The sequence below is a fragment of the Brevundimonas sp. MF30-B genome (assembly GCF_004683885.1).
Lineage (GTDB): Bacteria > Pseudomonadota > Alphaproteobacteria > Caulobacterales > Caulobacteraceae > Brevundimonas.
Genome location: NZ_CP038440.1, coordinates 2,591,949 through 2,606,059, shown reverse-complemented (window position 1 = coordinate 2,606,059; position 14,111 = coordinate 2,591,949). Strand labels below are relative to the sequence as shown.

At 68.5% G+C, this 14,111-nt stretch carries 13 protein-coding genes; 7 read left to right on the top strand and 6 right to left on the bottom strand.

Going from position 1 to position 14,111, the window contains the following annotated elements; translation table 11 throughout:
• The first annotated feature begins 85 nt into the window (after positions 1–85).
• Positions 86–532, top strand: coding sequence for a hypothetical protein (locus tag E4M01_RS13170; RefSeq protein WP_135065297.1), 447 nt, complete (start codon positions 86–88; stop codon positions 530–532).
• A gap of 82 nt (positions 533–614) precedes the next feature.
• Here E4M01_RS13170 and E4M01_RS13165 read toward each other — a convergent pair whose 3' ends face one another.
• The gene (locus E4M01_RS13165; RefSeq protein ID WP_135065294.1) at positions 615–893 is read right to left on the bottom strand and encodes a YdeI/OmpD-associated family protein; all 279 of its coding nucleotides are present in this window, start codon (positions 891–893) and stop codon (positions 615–617) included.
• Positions 886–1,440 carry a DUF721 domain-containing protein gene (locus E4M01_RS13160; protein ID WP_135065291.1) on the bottom strand — a complete coding sequence of 185 codons (555 nt, stop codon included), beginning with the start codon at positions 1,438–1,440 and terminating at the stop codon, positions 886–888. The genes E4M01_RS13165 and E4M01_RS13160 overlap by 8 nt, the downstream gene beginning before the upstream one ends.
• Positions 1,441–1,488: 48 nt before the next feature.
• On the opposite strand from E4M01_RS13160, the gene mutY reads away from it, so the two are divergent.
• On the top strand, positions 1,489–2,502 hold the full coding sequence (mutY, locus tag E4M01_RS13155) for an A/G-specific adenine glycosylase (RefSeq protein ID WP_135065288.1): 1,014 nt from the start codon (positions 1,489–1,491) through the stop codon (positions 2,500–2,502).
• Between the two features lie 32 nt (positions 2,503–2,534).
• Here the strand turns inward: mutY and E4M01_RS13150 are convergent, their stop codons facing one another.
• The 4 genes from E4M01_RS13150 to E4M01_RS13135 form a co-directional block, all read right to left on the bottom strand.
• The gene (locus tag E4M01_RS13150; RefSeq protein ID WP_135065285.1) at positions 2,535–4,682 is read right to left on the bottom strand and encodes an amylo-alpha-1,6-glucosidase; all 2,148 of its coding nucleotides are present in this window, start codon (positions 4,680–4,682) and stop codon (positions 2,535–2,537) included.
• Positions 4,683–4,770: 88 nt separating this feature from the next.
• A complete protein-coding gene (locus E4M01_RS13145) occupies positions 4,771–5,886 on the bottom strand; it encodes a glycosyltransferase family 4 protein (protein ID WP_135065282.1) in 1,116 nt (371 codons plus the stop codon).
• Between the two features lie 138 nt (positions 5,887–6,024).
• Positions 6,025–7,104: a site-specific DNA-methyltransferase gene (locus tag E4M01_RS13140; RefSeq protein WP_135065279.1), complete on the bottom strand. Its 1,080-nt coding sequence runs from the start codon at positions 7,102–7,104 to the stop codon at positions 6,025–6,027.
• A 100-nt stretch (positions 7,105–7,204) separates the two neighbouring features.
• The gene (locus E4M01_RS13135; protein ID WP_135065276.1) at positions 7,205–9,283 is read right to left on the bottom strand and encodes a catalase; all 2,079 of its coding nucleotides are present in this window, start codon (positions 9,281–9,283) and stop codon (positions 7,205–7,207) included.
• A 139-nt stretch (positions 9,284–9,422) separates the two neighbouring features.
• Between E4M01_RS13135 and murC the strand changes: the two genes are divergently transcribed.
• From murC to E4M01_RS13110, 5 genes are read left to right on the top strand one after another with little or no spacing between them, the layout of a single operon-like run.
• Entirely contained in the window at positions 9,423–10,868 is a 1,446-nt protein-coding gene (gene murC, locus E4M01_RS13130) for a UDP-N-acetylmuramate--L-alanine ligase (RefSeq protein WP_135065273.1), read from the top strand.
• Positions 10,865–11,386 carry a DUF4375 domain-containing protein gene (locus E4M01_RS13125; protein WP_135065270.1) on the top strand — a complete coding sequence of 174 codons (522 nt, stop codon included), beginning with the start codon at positions 10,865–10,867 and terminating at the stop codon, positions 11,384–11,386. The genes murC and E4M01_RS13125 overlap by 4 nt, the downstream gene beginning before the upstream one ends.
• Positions 11,383–12,306: a UDP-N-acetylmuramate dehydrogenase gene (gene murB / locus E4M01_RS13120; RefSeq protein ID WP_135065267.1), complete on the top strand. Its 924-nt coding sequence runs from the start codon at positions 11,383–11,385 to the stop codon at positions 12,304–12,306. Before E4M01_RS13125 ends, murB begins: the two co-directional genes overlap by 4 nt.
• An 8-nt stretch (positions 12,307–12,314) precedes the next feature.
• On the top strand, positions 12,315–13,250 hold the full coding sequence (locus tag E4M01_RS13115) for a D-alanine--D-alanine ligase (RefSeq protein ID WP_135065263.1): 936 nt from the start codon (positions 12,315–12,317) through the stop codon (positions 13,248–13,250).
• Entirely contained in the window at positions 13,238–14,104 is an 867-nt protein-coding gene (locus E4M01_RS13110) for a cell division protein FtsQ/DivIB (protein ID WP_135065260.1), read from the top strand. Before E4M01_RS13115 ends, E4M01_RS13110 begins: the two co-directional genes overlap by 13 nt.
• Positions 14,105–14,111 lie beyond the last annotated feature (7 nt).

The following is a 14,111-nucleotide window of genomic DNA, read 5'->3' as shown; positions in this document are numbered from 1 at the left end:
CGGACCGGACAACGGACGCTGGCTGTTTCCGCTAAGGGTGGGAACCGGACGTTGAACGAGCGGAACCAACATGCCAGCTTAAGGTATGGAACCGTCGCCTAGTGTAGCAGCCGCAGTCCACTTTCTCGACGTGGTTTGGAGTGGTGAAGCTCCGACGGACTTAGAGCTCTTAGCCGCACTCGACCGCCTTCTCGGAGCCTACGCGGCAACCCCGGAAAAGGGCGCAGCAGAAACTGATCTAGAGCCTCCAAGCCCCGACAAAGAAGCGCTGAACAAGCAGGTCGCGGGCCGTTTCCCTGCTTACGGCTTTTACCCCGCTGCTGACCCAACAGCATCGTTCGGGGAGGCCGAGCTCACAGGCGACGCAATAGATGACCTCTGCGATCTAACGTCTGACATGCGTGAAATTGTGTGGCGCGCCGAGAACATCGGCCTTGATGATGCACATTGGTTCTTCCGCCTGCTCTATGTTCATTGGGGCCGCCACGCGCGCTACTTGGCTCTGTATCTGCACGCACGACAGTTCGGCTAACGTCCGCAATGGGTCGAAAGCAGAGTTCGAACATCGGCGAAAAAGACGACTTCGGGCGGCGCCGATCCAAAACGTCCGCGCCTCACCTCCCCGTCCGGTCCCGATGCGGGCAGCCGGGCCAGCAGCAGGGGCGACGTTTGCCGGCGTTTAGGTCTTCGGTCACCCGCGCGAGGTGCTTGCGTCGCGTCTCCGGCCGTTTGACGGATTGGACCCAGCAGATCCACTCGTTGCGCGCCAGCGGAGTGATGTCCTCCCAGCGCTCCAGGGCGGCCGGGTCACCGCACAGTACTTGGCGCAGATCGTCCGGCAGGTCGTGAACCACCCCGCCGCTGGGCGCCGACAGGGTTCTGGCCTCAGTCATGCTCGTGTCGGTTCGTCTTCACGGCGCGGGCCAGTCGGGCCAGCGCTCCGCGCAGGACTTCGGGCGCATCGGCCAGGTCCGCCTCCAGCCGCCTCGCCTCGGCGGCGTCCAGCGGCGGGGGCGTGGCGGCCCGCGCGGGGCGGGGCCGTTCGCGTTCGGCCAGCGGCTTCACCGGGCCTTGGGCGATCCTGAGTTTCGCCACCGCGCCCGGCCCCAGGAACAGGTTCACCCGCGACAGGATTTCCTCGGACTGATGCTGCACAAGCAAGGCTGCCGCGCCCGCGACCCGCAGCTCCAGCGTCCCGCCCGCCCCGCCACGCCCGCGCGTCAGCTTCTGTGGTCGCGTGACCCGCGCCAGCCTGTCTCCGACGATCTCGCGCCAGCGCGGCTCCAGCGCCTCGGCGCCGCGACCAAACTTTTCGTCCAATTCGCGGATCAGGCCGGTCAGGGCCTTGCCGGCGCGCGGAGCCGGCCGCATCGGCGGGCGCGTGCGACGGCGCGCCAGGATGTCGCGGGCTTCGGCTTCCGTGGGCAGGGGGCGGCGCATGGGACAGACCATATCCCTTGGACGCGCGGCGCACTACATGGTCGGGCGATGGATGTTGTCGCCGTTCGCCGCGCCCTGATCGACTGGTACGACCGCGAGGCCCGCAGCCTGCCGTGGCGCGTCCCGCCGGGTTCGGACGCGCGGCCCGACCCGTATCGCGTCTGGCTGTCGGAAGTGATGCTGCAGCAGACCACGACGGCCCACGCCGCGCCCTACTATGCCGCCTTCACGACGCGCTGGCCGACCGTCGGCGATCTGGCCGCGGCCGAGGACGGCGAGGTGATGGCCGCCTGGGCCGGGCTGGGCTACTACGCCCGCGCCCGCAATCTGCTGGCCTGCGCCCGCGCGGTGGCGCGCGATCACGGCGGCATCTTTCCCGACAGCGAAGCGGGCCTGCTGGCCCTTCCCGGCGTGGGCGCCTACACCGCCGCCGCCGTGGCCGCCATCGCCTTCGACCAGGCGGCCAATGTGGTGGACGGCAATGTCGAACGGGTCATGGCGCGGCTGTTCGCGGTTCAGACGCCTGTGCCCGCTGCCCGGCCGGAACTGCGCCGCCTGGCCGCCGAGTTCGTGACGGATGAACGGCCGGGCGACTGGGCCCAGGCGCTGATGGACCTCGGCGCGACCGTCTGCCGACCCAAGTCACCCCTGTGCGAGCGCTGCCCCGTCGCCTTCGCCTGCCAGGGCCTGGCGACCGGCGCGCCCGAGCGGTTTCCGGTGAAGACGCCGAAGGCGCAGCGGCCGCAGCGCTTCGGCCACGCCTATGTGCTGCTGGACGGACAGGGCCGCGTCGCCCTGGTGCGCCGTCCGGCCAAGGGGCTGCTGGGCGGCATGCTGGGTCTGCCGACTTCGGATTGGAGCGCCGCGCCCGCGCCTTCGCCGCCGGTCGCCGCAGTCTGGCGCGCGGCGGGATCAGTCGAACACGTTTTCACCCACTTCGCGCTGGACCTGACGGTCCATGTCGCGACGGGCGACGGCGCGTTCGTCTGGATGTCGGTGGAGGACGGGCGTGCCGGCCTGCCCACGGTGTTCAGAAAAGCCTTGGAGAGAGCGCTCGCCTGACCCTTCTCCCCTCGGGGGAGAAGCAAGACACGTCAGCCGAGCACCCGAACGCTGATCCGGTCATCCCTTTCGCGCGGCATGACCACGACATGTCCGTCGACACGCTGGAAGCCCAGGTCCATCTGACCGCCGCCCACCTCCAGCCGCGTGACGTTCAGCCGGTCGATGCCGGGAGGCAGCATGGGCCGGTCGACCTCGATGATTCCGGCGCAGGCGTCGACCGACAGGCCCAGCGACGCCTGGAGCATCAGGAAGACCGACCCCGCGGCCCAGGCCTGGGGCAGGCAGGCGACGGGATAGGCGATCGGCGGCTCGCCGGTCTGGCGCTCGAATCCGCAGAACAGTTCGGGCAGGCGCAGGTTGAAGTGGGCGGCGGCGGCGTTGATCTCGCCTAGCAGCATGGCGACCGCGCGCCGCTCGCCGTAGCGGGCCATGCCCGCCGCCGCCATGGCCGTGTCGTGCGGCCAGACGGAGCCGTTGTGGTAGCTCATCGGATTGAAGCGCGACTGGCCCTTGGCCAGGGTGCGCACGCCCCAGCCCGAGCGGAACTCCGACGACAGCATCCGGCGCGTGACCCGCCTGGCGCGCTCGGCCGACGGCAGGCCGGTGAACAGCAGGTGCCCGGCGTTGGAGCCGATGGATCGGCACTGCTCGCCGTCGCCGTCCAGGGCGATGGCGTAGAAGCCTTCGTCCTCCATCCAGAAGCGGTCCTCGACCAGCTGGCGCGTGCGCTCGGCCTTGACGCGATAGCTGTCGGCGCCCGCCTGTCCGGTCAGTTCGGCGAGATCGGCCATGGCCTGCCAGGCGGCGTAGGCGTAGCCCTGCACCTCCAGCAGCGCGATCGGGCCCTTGGGAAAGCGGCCGTCCCGGTGGAAGATGGCGTCCTCGGAGTCCTTCCAGCCCTGGTTCGACAGGCCGGTGTCCGCGCCGCGCTGATAGCTGATCAGCCCATCGCCGTTGTAGTCGCCGTAATCGGTCATCCAGCCGGCCGCCGCGACCAGATTGGGCCACAGGGCGCGGATCAGGTCTTGGTCGCCGGTTCGACGGCAGTAGGCGCCGGCCAGGGCGATGAACAGGCAGGTGGTGTCCACCCCGCCGTAGTAGAGGCCGAACGGCACCTCGCCGAGCGCGCTCATCTCGCCGCCGCGCGTCTCGTGCATGATCTTGCCCGGCGCGGCGTCCATGAAGGCCGAGACCTCGGTCGCCTGACGGCTGGCCAGATAGGTCAGCACGCCGCGCGCCAGGCTGGGATCCAGCCACAGCATCTGCCAGGCGGTGATGATCCCGTCGCGCCCGAACGGCGTCGAGAACCACGGCACGCCCGCATAGGGGTAGGGGCCGGTCGGCAGGTCGGTGGTCAAAAGCGCCACGTCGGCGCGGGACTGTTCAAGGAAATCGTTGAAGCGCGGACTGCGCGGGCCGCGCACCGAGGCGCCGCGCCGGCGCTTGGCGCGCATCGCCAGCCGGGCCTGAAGCGCGGCGACCCGCCAGCGCGCCTCGTCGGGCGCCTCGCACGCATCGATGCCGCATTCGACGAACATCTCCGTGCGGGCGTTCGGGCCGAGGCTGAACATGAACTCCGCGCGGCCGCCCGTCAGCCGGGCCGGGGGCTCGGAAAAGGCGAGGCAGCTCATGCGCTCGACATCGTCCAGGCCGGTGTAACGGAAGGTCACGCGCCGACCGTCATGTCGAGGCGGCTCGGCCTTGCCGCGCTTGGCGCGGGCGGTGCCACGCACTTCGAAGATGTCGGCGAAGTCGGCGGCGAAGTCGAACGCCAGCGGCATCCACACCTCTTCGACGCCATGGTTGGCGATGGTGATCTTCTCGAAAAGCCGGCGGTCCCAGACGAAGCGCCGCCGCTCGATGTGCAGAACCCCGCCGGGCGTCGACCGCTTGCCCATGGGGGGCAGGGGCCTGTTGGTCGAATGGCAGGTGAAGAAGACGTTGTCCTGGCTGACGCCCGAGCTCAGCCGCGACGGGCGCTGGCCGCCTACGGTCATGATCAGGCGCGAGAGCATGCGCGTATCGTTGTCGAACAGGCCGTCGGCCCCGCCGCGCATGTCGCCCCAGCCGTCGGCCACGACGAAGGCGTCGCCCGACTTGAGCGCCATCAGGCGCTCGAGACCATCCTGCTCGACGGTCTCAACGGCGGGCGTCTGCACCGGATAGGCGTCGTCCATGAGGTCTCCGGCCAAGGCGAGGGCTGAGGGTCACTGCGGAATGCGGAGGCCGCGTGGCCGTTCCGGGGCCTTTGTCGGAAACCGGTCTTCAGCCGCGGGCCAGAAAGACCCGCTCTTCATTCGCCACGCGCAACGGCGCAATGCGGTCGTCCAGCGGCGTTTCGGCGAAGGGGCGACGGGCCAGCAGGTCGCCGTAGACGTCCAGATAGCGCCGGGCCATGGCGGTCGAGGAGAAGCGCAGGTCGAACCGGGCGCGGATCGCCTCGCGGTCCAGAAGATGCGCCCGGCCTGCGGCGGCCACGGCCTGCTCCAGGGTGTCGACCAGAAAGCCGGTGGCGCCGTCCTCGATCACCTCGGGCGTCGAGCCGCAGCGGAAGGCCACGACGGGCGTGCCGCAGGCCATGGCCTCGATCATCACCAGGCCGAAGGGTTCGGGCCAGTCGATGGGGAACAGCAGGGCCTCGGCGCCGCCGAGGAAGTCCGACTTCTGATGATCGCCGATCTCGCCGATGAACTCGATCAGCGGATTGCCGTCGACCATCGGCTTGATGACCGTCTCCCAATAGACCTTGTCGGCCGCATCGACCTTGGCCGCCATCTTCAGGCGCTTGCCCAGCTTGGTGGCGATCTCAATGGCGCGGTCCGGGCGCTTCTCAGGCGAGATGCGGCCCAGGAAGGCCAGATAGCCCTCTGATTGGGGCGAGAAGCGATACAGGTCGCCCGGCATCCCATGATGCACGGTCGCCTTCCAGTTGGCCGAGGCCAGCGGCCGGCGCTGATCGTCGGAGATGGAGACCAGTCCGAACTGCGGCCAGCGTTCGTAGACGCCGCCGATGTCCTTCATGTCCAGGCGGCCGTGCAGGGTGGTCAGGGTCTTGTCGGCGTAGCGCTCGAACAGCGGGAACTGCACCATGTCGGTGTGGAAGTGGATGACGTCGAACTCGTCGGCGCGCCGCAGCACTTCGGACAGCATGACCAGGTGGGCCGCCAGGTCGGATTTCAGCGGGGCGGGGTCCAGCCGGATCGCCTGATCGCGCACCGGAATCAAGCGCGCCCGGGTCTCGGCGTCGGCCGAGGCGAACAGGGTGACTTCGTGCCCCAGGTCCACCAGGGCGTCGGTCAGGTGGGCGACGACCCGTTCAGTGCCGCCATACAGCTTGGGCGGCACGGCTTCGTACAGCGGGGTGACCTGGGCGATTTTCATGCGGAAGCTCCCGCGCCCGCGACAGCCGGGCGCCAGAATCTGGAAACCCGCGACAGCCTGTCACGGTTCCGCATCGCACCATGCAAATTTTCGCCGAAAAGATAGGGGCTTACAGCCGTTACATATGTCCGGTTCCGGTCATTGCATCCCGGCGCGAATCTCGGCTCTCAGGGCGTCGATCGACTTCAGTCCCTGGTCGGATTTGAACCGCCAGTAGGTCCAGCCGTTGCAGGCGGGCGCATTCTCCAGCAGCGCGCCCAGCTTGTGGATCGAGCCGGTCAACGCGCCCGAGATCAGTGAGCCGTCGGCCCGCACCCGCGCCATGCGCTCGCCTTTGGGGCAGTACAGGGTTTCGCCCGGCGCCAGCAGACCGGCTTCCACAAGGGCGCCGAACGGCACCTTGGGCTCGGACTTCTTGGAGCCCATGACCTTCAGGTCATCGGCCGCGGCGGGGATCACCGCCTTGATGCGCGCCTCGGCCAGGTCGGCGTAGGCCTCGTCGCGCTCGATGCCGATGAAGTGGCGGCCCAGCCGTTTGGCGGCCGCGCCCGTCGTCCCGGTGCCGAAGAAGGGGTCCAGCACCACGTCGCCGGGCCGGGTGGCCGACAGCAGCACGCGGTGCAGCAGGGCCTCGGGTTTCTGGGTCGGATGGGCCTTCTTGCCGTCGGCGTCCTTCAACCGCTCCTCGCCGGTGCACAGGGCGAAGGTCCAGTCGGAGCGCATCTGGGTGTCTTCGTTGAAGGCTTTCAGGGCGTCGTAGTTGAAGGTGTAGCGCTTCTGCTCGCGTGAGCGCGCCGCCCAGATCAGGGTCTCGTGGGCGTTGGTGAAACGCGTGCCCTTGAAGTTCGGCATCGGATTGGACTTGCGCCAGATGATGTCGTTCAGCACCCAGAAGCCCAGGTCCTGGATCGCGGAGCCCAGGCGGAAGACGTTGTGGTAGCTGCCAATCACCCAGATCGAGCCCTCGGGCTTGAGCACGCGGCGGCATTCGGTCAGCCAGGCGCGGGTGAAGGCGTCGTAGGTCGCGAAGCTGTCGAACTTGTCCCAGTCGTCGTCGACGGCGTCCACCACGCTGTTGTCGGGCCGCAGCAGGTCGCCTCCCAGCTGCAGATTATAGGGCGGGTCGGCGAAGACCATGTCCACCGACGCGTCGGGCAGGGCCTTCAGCCGCTCGATGCAGTCGCCGCGCAGCACGACGTCAATGGGAAGATCGGACATGGAACGCGGCCCCGTGGACAAGAGCCGCGATGGTGAATCCTTACGGTTAAGGCAGTGTTGATCCCCGCCCAGATCGACGACGATCCGGGCGGGGAGTCGGTCAGGCGAGCATGCGCACCTTGGGCTCGCGATCCCATTGGCGGGTGCGGGCCGGTTCGATGAAGCCGTCGGCCTTGCCCGACAGATCGACCACGCCGTCGTCCGGCTCGACGCCCGCCTTGTCCAGCAGGGGCTGGGCCTGAGGGGTGTGACCTATCGCCTTCAGGTGACCGAAGGCGTCCTTAGCGAAATCGACCGCTGCGCCTTCCTTCAGCAGCATGGCGCAGCCTTCGTCGGACAGGACGATGGCGACCGCGTCGAACAGCACAGAGGGGCTGCCCGCCAGCTGGCCGTCGGCGGCCAGGGTGGAGCCGTCCTTAAGTTTGGCGCCGCCGATCTTGGCCGCGACGATGAAGACCGAGCCGCCGTCGCCTTCGACGGCCTTGCGCACCGCCTCGACGACCGCGCCGTCGGACTCGTCGGCGACCAGGATGGCGACCTTGCGGCCCTCCAGCGTGTCCGGATACTTGCCGACTATGCGTAGGGCAGGCGAGGCGTCCAGGTCGATGGGCGCGACCGCCGGATCCGACGCCGCGGGCAGCGGCAGGTTCAGGCCGTCCGCGACCCGTTGGGCCAGGGTCTTGTCCACGTTCTGCAGGTTGGACAGCACGCGCTCGCGCACATGGGCCAGCGACACCTTGGACAGTTCGAACACCAGGGCGCTGGCCATGTGCGCCTGTTCGATCTCGGTCTGAGATCGGAAGAACAGCCGCGCCTGGCTGTAGTGGTCGGCGAAGCTTTCGGCGCGCAGGCGGACCTTTTCGCCTTCCAGCGGGATCGGCGCAGTGCGGAAACCGCCCTTGGGGTCTTCGCTCGGGCCGCCGTCTTCGCCGGCCTCGGCCAGGCTGTTCGGCTCATAGTTGGCGCGACCCTTGAAGACCTGGGTCTGCATCTGGCCGTCGCGCTGGAAGTTCTGGAAGGGGCAGCCCTTGGCCTGGTTGATCGGCAGCTGGTGGAAATTGACCGTGCCCAGGCGCGACAGCTGCGTGTCCTGATAGGAGAACAGCCGACCCTGCAGCAGTGGGTCTTCCGAGAAGTCGACGCCCGGTACGATGTTGGTCGGCAGGAAGGCGACCTGTTCGGTCTCGGCGAAGAAGTTGTCCGGGTTGCGGTCCAGCACCATGCGGCCGACCACGCGGATTGGATGATCCTCTTCCGGGATCAGCTTGGTGGCGTCCAGGATGTCGAAGGGCAGGGCGTCGGCCTCGGCCTGGCTCAGCAGCTGAACGCCGAACTCCCACTCGGGGAAGTCGCCCTGGTCGATGGCTTCGAACAGGTCGCGGCGGTGATAGTCGGGATCGGCCCCGGCGATCTTGACCGCCTCGTCCCAGCAGGTCGATTGCGTGCCCAGCTTGGGCCGCCAGTGGAACTTGACGAAGGTGGGTTCGCCCTCGGCGTTGATCAGCCGGAAGGTGTTGACGCCGAAGCCCTCGATCATGCGCAGCGACCGCGGAATGGTCCGGTCCGACATGGCCCACATCACCATGTGGGTGCTCTCGGGCATCAGGCCGATGAAGTCCCAGAAGGTGTCGTGCGCGCTGGCGGCCTGCGGATAGCCGCGATCAGCCTCCATCTTCACGGCGTGGATCAGGTCGGGGAACTTGATCGCGTCCTGGATGAAGAAGACCGGGATGTTGTTGCCAACCAGATCCCAGTTGCCCTCGGTGGTGTAGAACTTGACCGCGAAGCCGCGCACGTCGCGCGGCGTGTCGACCGAGCCGGCGCCGCCGGCGACGGTGGAGAAGCGGGTGAAGACCTCGGTCTTCTTGCCGACCTCGGTCAGCACCTTGGCGGTGGTGAAGTCGGCCAGGCTTTCGGTCAGCTCGAAATAGCCGTGGGCGGCCGAGCCGCGGGCGTGGACGATCCGCTCGGGAATCCGCTCGTGGTCGAAGTGCTGGATCTTCTCGCGAAGGATGAAGTCCTCCAGCAGGGTCGAACCGCGCGAGCCGGCCTTGAGCGAGTTCTGGTTGTCGCTGATCGGCGCGCCGTGGTTGGTCGTGGTGCGGGCCTCGGGCGCCGAGGCGCTCTGATGCAGTTCGCCGCCTGCGCCGGTGCGCGGGGCGTCAGTCTTGTCAGTCATAGAGATTTCCCTTCGGCATCGTGCCGATGCTGGACGGGGAACGCGCGGGGGCTGCGATTGTCACAAGCCCTGGCGGGAATCTTTCGCCGCAGGCCTCCGCGCCCTTCGCAGCCGCGGGCGAGCGGTCTATGACGCCGCCATGATCGCTCGTCTTCGTCCCGTTCCCTTCGACATCGGCCCGGTGCACCTTGTGGGCATCGGGGGCATCGGCATGAGCGGCATCGCCGAAATCATGCTCAAGATCGGCTATGTGGTGCATGGCTCGGACGCCAGAGCGTCGGCCAACACCGAGCGGCTGGAAAGCCTGGGCGCGCGCATCTTCATCGGTCACGACGCCGCCCATGTGACCGATGGCGTCTCTGCCGTGGTGCATTCCACGGCCGTGAAGCCGGACAATCCCGAGCTGAAGGTCGCGCGTGAGCGGCGCATTCCGGTCGTGCGCCGGGCCGAGATGCTGGCCGAGCTGATGCGCCTGCAGTTCTCGATCGGCGTGGCGGGCACCCACGGCAAGACCACGACGACCTCGATGGTTGCCGCCCTGCTGGACGCGGGCGGGCTGGATCCGACGGTGGTCAACGGCGGCATCATCAACGCCTATGGCACCAACGCCAAGGTCGGCGACGGCGACTGGATCGTGGTCGAGGCCGACGAGAGCGACGGCAGCTTCCTGCGCCTGAAGTCGACGGTCGCGATCGTCACCAACATCGATCCCGAGCATCTGGACCATTACGGCGACTTCGACGGGGTGCGCCGCGCCTTTCTGGATTTCGTCGAGAACATTCCCTTCTACGGCTTCGCGGCCGTCTGTCTGGACCATCCCGAGGTGCAGCGGCTGGTGGCCGGCGTCGATAACCGGCGGCTGGTGACCTATGGGCTGAACCCCCAGGCCATGGTCCGGGCGGTCAATGTGGACATGGCGCCGGACGGGGCGCGCTTCGACGTGCTGATCCAGCAGCAGGGCCTGGCGGCTCTGGAAGAACCGATCCGCATCGAGGGTCTGCATCTGCCCATGGCCGGCTGGCACAATGTCTCCAACGCCCTCGCCGCCATCGCCGTGGCGCGCGAGCTGGGCGTCGACGACGCCTCTATTCGCAAGGGCCTGGCCGGCTTCGGCGGGGTCAAGCGGCGCTTCACCACTACCGGCGTGGTCGACGGCGTGCGCATCATCGACGACTACGGCCACCACCCGGTCGAGATCGCGGCGGTGCTGAAGGCCGCGCGCCAGGTCGCCAATCGCGGCGAAGAATCCGGCCGCGTCGTCGCCGTGGTCCAGCCCCACCGCTACACCCGACTGCGCGACCTGATGGACGAGTTCTCGACCTGCTTCTCGGACGCCGACAGCGTCATCGTCGCCGACGTCTATCCGGCCGGCGAGGCCCCGATCGAAGGTGTGGACAAGCACGCCCTGGTCGAGGGCGCGCGCCGCTACGGCCATCGCCATGTCCAGGCGCTGGAAAACGCGGCCGTCCTGCCGCGCCTGATCCGCGAAGAGGCCAAGTCCGGCGACATCGTCGTGCTGCTGGGCGCCGGCGACATCACCAGCTGGGCCTACGCCCTGCCGGCGCAGCTGGAGGCGCTGGGGTGAGCTTCCTCTCGCGCTTGATGGGCCGACCCGAGCCCTACCAGAAGGTCTATCAACCCTATTGGGAAACCGTCAGCATCTACGACGGCGGCGCGGTCTTCCTTCGCGATCTTGAAGCCGTCCCGGAGGCTGTGAGGCCTCTGCTCGTCACGCATTGGCTTCAGAGTGAAGTCAACAATGGCGGCTTCGAACAGTTTTTCATGAACTCCACTGGCGTGCTGGCGCCCGAGGCCGCGCAAGGGTTCGTGGCGATCGCGATGCCCAGGGCCGGCGCCGTCGTCGCGGAACTGGTCGCTGCGTTCGGCCCCGAGTATCCGCGTGACAAGGAAGCGAGGAATGACTGGCTGGGTGCTCATGAAGACGCCTTCTACGCCCAGTTTCCGGACGAGAACGCCGCCGACCTGTCGTTGGCGGGGCCGCTGCTGAACTTGCCCAATGCGCTGTTTTGGAAGCTGCTGAAAGAAGAGGGCGGGGGGTATCTCGCTTCCGCCAATCGTTATTCGGAAGGCCTCTCGGCATGACCTGGCGCGACACCCTCCCGTCCGTGCGCGGCAAGCTGCTGCGGGACGAGCCGCTCAGCCCCTTCACCTGGTTCCGGGTCGGCGGCGCCGCCGAGGTGCTGTTCATCCCGGCCGACGCCGAAGATTTGGCGGACTTTCTCAAGGCGTTGGACCCGGCGGTTCCCGTGACCGTGCTGGGCGTCGGCTCCAACGTCATCGTGCGCGACGGCGGGATCGAGGGCGTGGTCATCCGCCTGGCCGGGCGCGCCTGGGGCCAGGTGACGATTGAAGGCGACACGATCATCGCGGGCGCGGGCGCGCTGGATGCGATGGTGGCGCGGGCTTCGGCCAAGGCGGGGCTGGCGGGGCTGGAGTTCTACGCCGGCATCCCCGGCGCGGTCGGCGGCGCCCTGACCATGAATGCGGGCTGCTACGGAGCCGAGACCAAGGACGTTCTGGTCTGCGCCTGGGGTCTGACGCGCGCGGGCGAGCGGGTGGACTACGCGCTGGCGGACTTCGGCTACACCTATCGCCATTCCCAGGCGCCGGCCGACATCATCTGGGTCGAGGCGACCTATCGCGGGACGCCCGACGAGCCCGCCGCCGTCCAGGCCCGCATCGACGAGATCACCAGCCGCCGCGAACAGACCCAGCCGATCCGCGAAAAGACGGGCGGCTCGACCTTCAAGAACCCGCCCGGCCATTCGTCCTGGAAGCTCGTCGACGAGGCGGGCTGGCGCGGCAAGCTGCACGCCGCGCCTACGCCTCATGGAGGAGGCGGCGCCAAGTTCAGCGAGCTGCACTCCAACTTCATGATCAATCCGGGCGAGGCCACGGCCGCCGATCTCGAGAATCTGGGCGAAACCGTGCGTGCGGACGTGAAAAGTAAACTCGGCGTAAACCTTGATTGGGAGATCAAGAGGATCGGCCGCCCGCTCTGAGTTCACCCATGTCCCGCTATCCCGCGAATGCCCACGTCGCCGTCCTGCTGGGCGGACTGTCGTCCGAGCGGGAGGTGTCGCTGAGTTCGGGCCGTGAATGCGCCGATGCGCTTCAGGCCTGCGGCTATCGCGTGACCCGCGTGGACGCCGGGCGCGACCTGGCCCAGGTGCTGGCCGAGCTGAAGCCCGACGTCGTCTTCAACGCCCTGCACGGCGACTGGGGCGAAGACGGCTGCGTCCAGGGCGTGCTGGAGACGCTGAACATCCCCTACACCCACTCCGGCGTCCTGGCCTCGGCCCTGACCATGGACAAGGACAAGTGCAAGTCGGTGCTGCGCAGCGCGGGCGTGCCCGTGCCTGGCGGCGGCCTGTTCGATCGGCGCGAAGTGGCGCGCCGCCACGTGATCGATCCGCCCTATGTCATCAAGCCGAACGCCGAGGGCTCGTCGGTGGGCGTCTATCTGGTGCGGGAGGGCGATGCGCCCAGCGCGGCGCCCGGCGCCGACGACTGGACCTATGGCGAGCAGGTCATGGTCGAGCCCTTCGTGGCGGGCAAGGAACTGTGCGTCACTGTGCTCGGCGAGGCCGACGGGCCGCGCGCCCTGACCGTGACCGACATCACGCCCACCAAGGGCTTCTACGACTACGAAGCCAAATATGCGCCGGGCGGCTCGGTCCACCAGCTGCCCGCGGCGCTGCCGCCCGCCGTCTTCGAGCGCTGCCTGCGTCTAGCGGAACAGGCGCACGTCGCCCTGGGCTGCCGCGGGGTGACGCGATCCGACTATCGTTATGACGATGTTAAGGACGTTCTCGTTCTCTTGGAGGTCAACACCCAGCCGGGCATGACGCCGACCTCCCTCGTTCCGGAGCAGGCCGCCCACGTCGGGTTGGGTTTTCAAGATCTGGTTCGGTGGATGGTGGAGGACGCCTCATGCCCGCGGTAGTGCGCGGCGGTCGGCGACAGGGTTCAAAGTCCGCGGCTCCGCGCTCTGGCCGGGGCGGACCGTCCCATTACGCCGCCGTTCCCGGAAAGGCCGCCGCCATCGGCCGGCTGGACCTGACGCCGCGCGTGGTCGGCGGTCTGCTGATCGCTAGCGTCGCGGTGCTGGGCGTGGTCCTGGCCACCGGCGCGCGGGCCGAGCGCATCGGCGCCTCTTTCGACCGCACCGTCGAGAACGTGACCATCGGCATGGGCTTGGGGCTGAAGCGCGTGCACGTCACCGGGGCCTCGGCGGAGGCGCAGCCCGCCGTGCAGAGGGCGCTGGCGCTTCGTCAGGGCCAGTCCATCGCCACCCTGGACCTGGACGCCCTGCGCCAGCAGGTCGAGGCCGTGGGCTGGGTCAAGTCGGCGCGCGTGGTTCGCCTGCTGCCCGACACCCTGATCGTCGACGTGGTCGAGCATGACCGTCTGGCCGTCTGGCAGATGGCGGGCCAGGCCCACGTCATCGACGCCTCGGGCGAGGTCATCCAGGGCGCCGACGCCGGCCGCCACCCCGAACTGCCGCTGATCGTCGGCAAGGGCGCCGACGAGGCCGCCGTCGAAATCCTGCCCCTGCTGGCCCAGCGCCCGCGCCTGATGGGCCGCGTCGACGCCCTGGTGCGGGTGGATGAGCGCCGTTGGGACCTGCGTCTGAAGGACGGCGGTCTGGTGCAGCTTCCGGCCCTGGATCAGGAGGCGGCCCTGATCCGCCTCGACGCGCTGGATCAGCGCGAGCGGCTTTTGGACCTGGGCTTTGCCCGGGTCGATCTGAGAACACCCGAGACGGTCGCCGTGCGGCCGACCGAGGGCGCGGCGTGATGAGAAG

Bases quoted from the DNA above. Each gene is read 5' to 3' on its own strand.
- E4M01_RS13170 (WP_135065297.1), top strand. From the start codon at position 86: ATGGAACCGTCGCCTAGTGTAGCAGCCGCAGTCCACTTTCTCGACGTG.
- E4M01_RS13165 (WP_135065294.1), bottom strand. From the start codon at position 893: ATGACTGAGGCCAGAACCCTGTCGGCGCCCAGCGGCGGGGTGGTTCAC.
- E4M01_RS13160 (WP_135065291.1), bottom strand. From the start codon at position 1,440: ATGCGCCGCCCCCTGCCCACGGAAGCCGAAGCCCGCGACATCCTGGCG.
- mutY (WP_135065288.1), top strand. From the start codon at position 1,489: ATGGATGTTGTCGCCGTTCGCCGCGCCCTGATCGACTGGTACGACCGC.
- E4M01_RS13150 (WP_135065285.1), bottom strand. From the start codon at position 4,682: ATGGACGACGCCTATCCGGTGCAGACGCCCGCCGTTGAGACCGTCGAG.
- E4M01_RS13145 (WP_135065282.1), bottom strand. From the start codon at position 5,886: ATGAAAATCGCCCAGGTCACCCCGCTGTACGAAGCCGTGCCGCCCAAG.
- E4M01_RS13140 (WP_135065279.1), bottom strand. From the start codon at position 7,104: ATGTCCGATCTTCCCATTGACGTCGTGCTGCGCGGCGACTGCATCGAG.
- E4M01_RS13135 (WP_135065276.1), bottom strand. From the start codon at position 9,283: ATGACTGACAAGACTGACGCCCCGCGCACCGGCGCAGGCGGCGAACTG.
- murC (WP_135065273.1), top strand. From the start codon at position 9,423: ATGATCGCTCGTCTTCGTCCCGTTCCCTTCGACATCGGCCCGGTGCAC.
- murB (WP_135065267.1), top strand. From the start codon at position 11,383: ATGACCTGGCGCGACACCCTCCCGTCCGTGCGCGGCAAGCTGCTGCGG.
- E4M01_RS13115 (WP_135065263.1), top strand. From the start codon at position 12,315: ATGTCCCGCTATCCCGCGAATGCCCACGTCGCCGTCCTGCTGGGCGGA.
- E4M01_RS13110 (WP_135065260.1), top strand. From the start codon at position 13,238: ATGCCCGCGGTAGTGCGCGGCGGTCGGCGACAGGGTTCAAAGTCCGCG.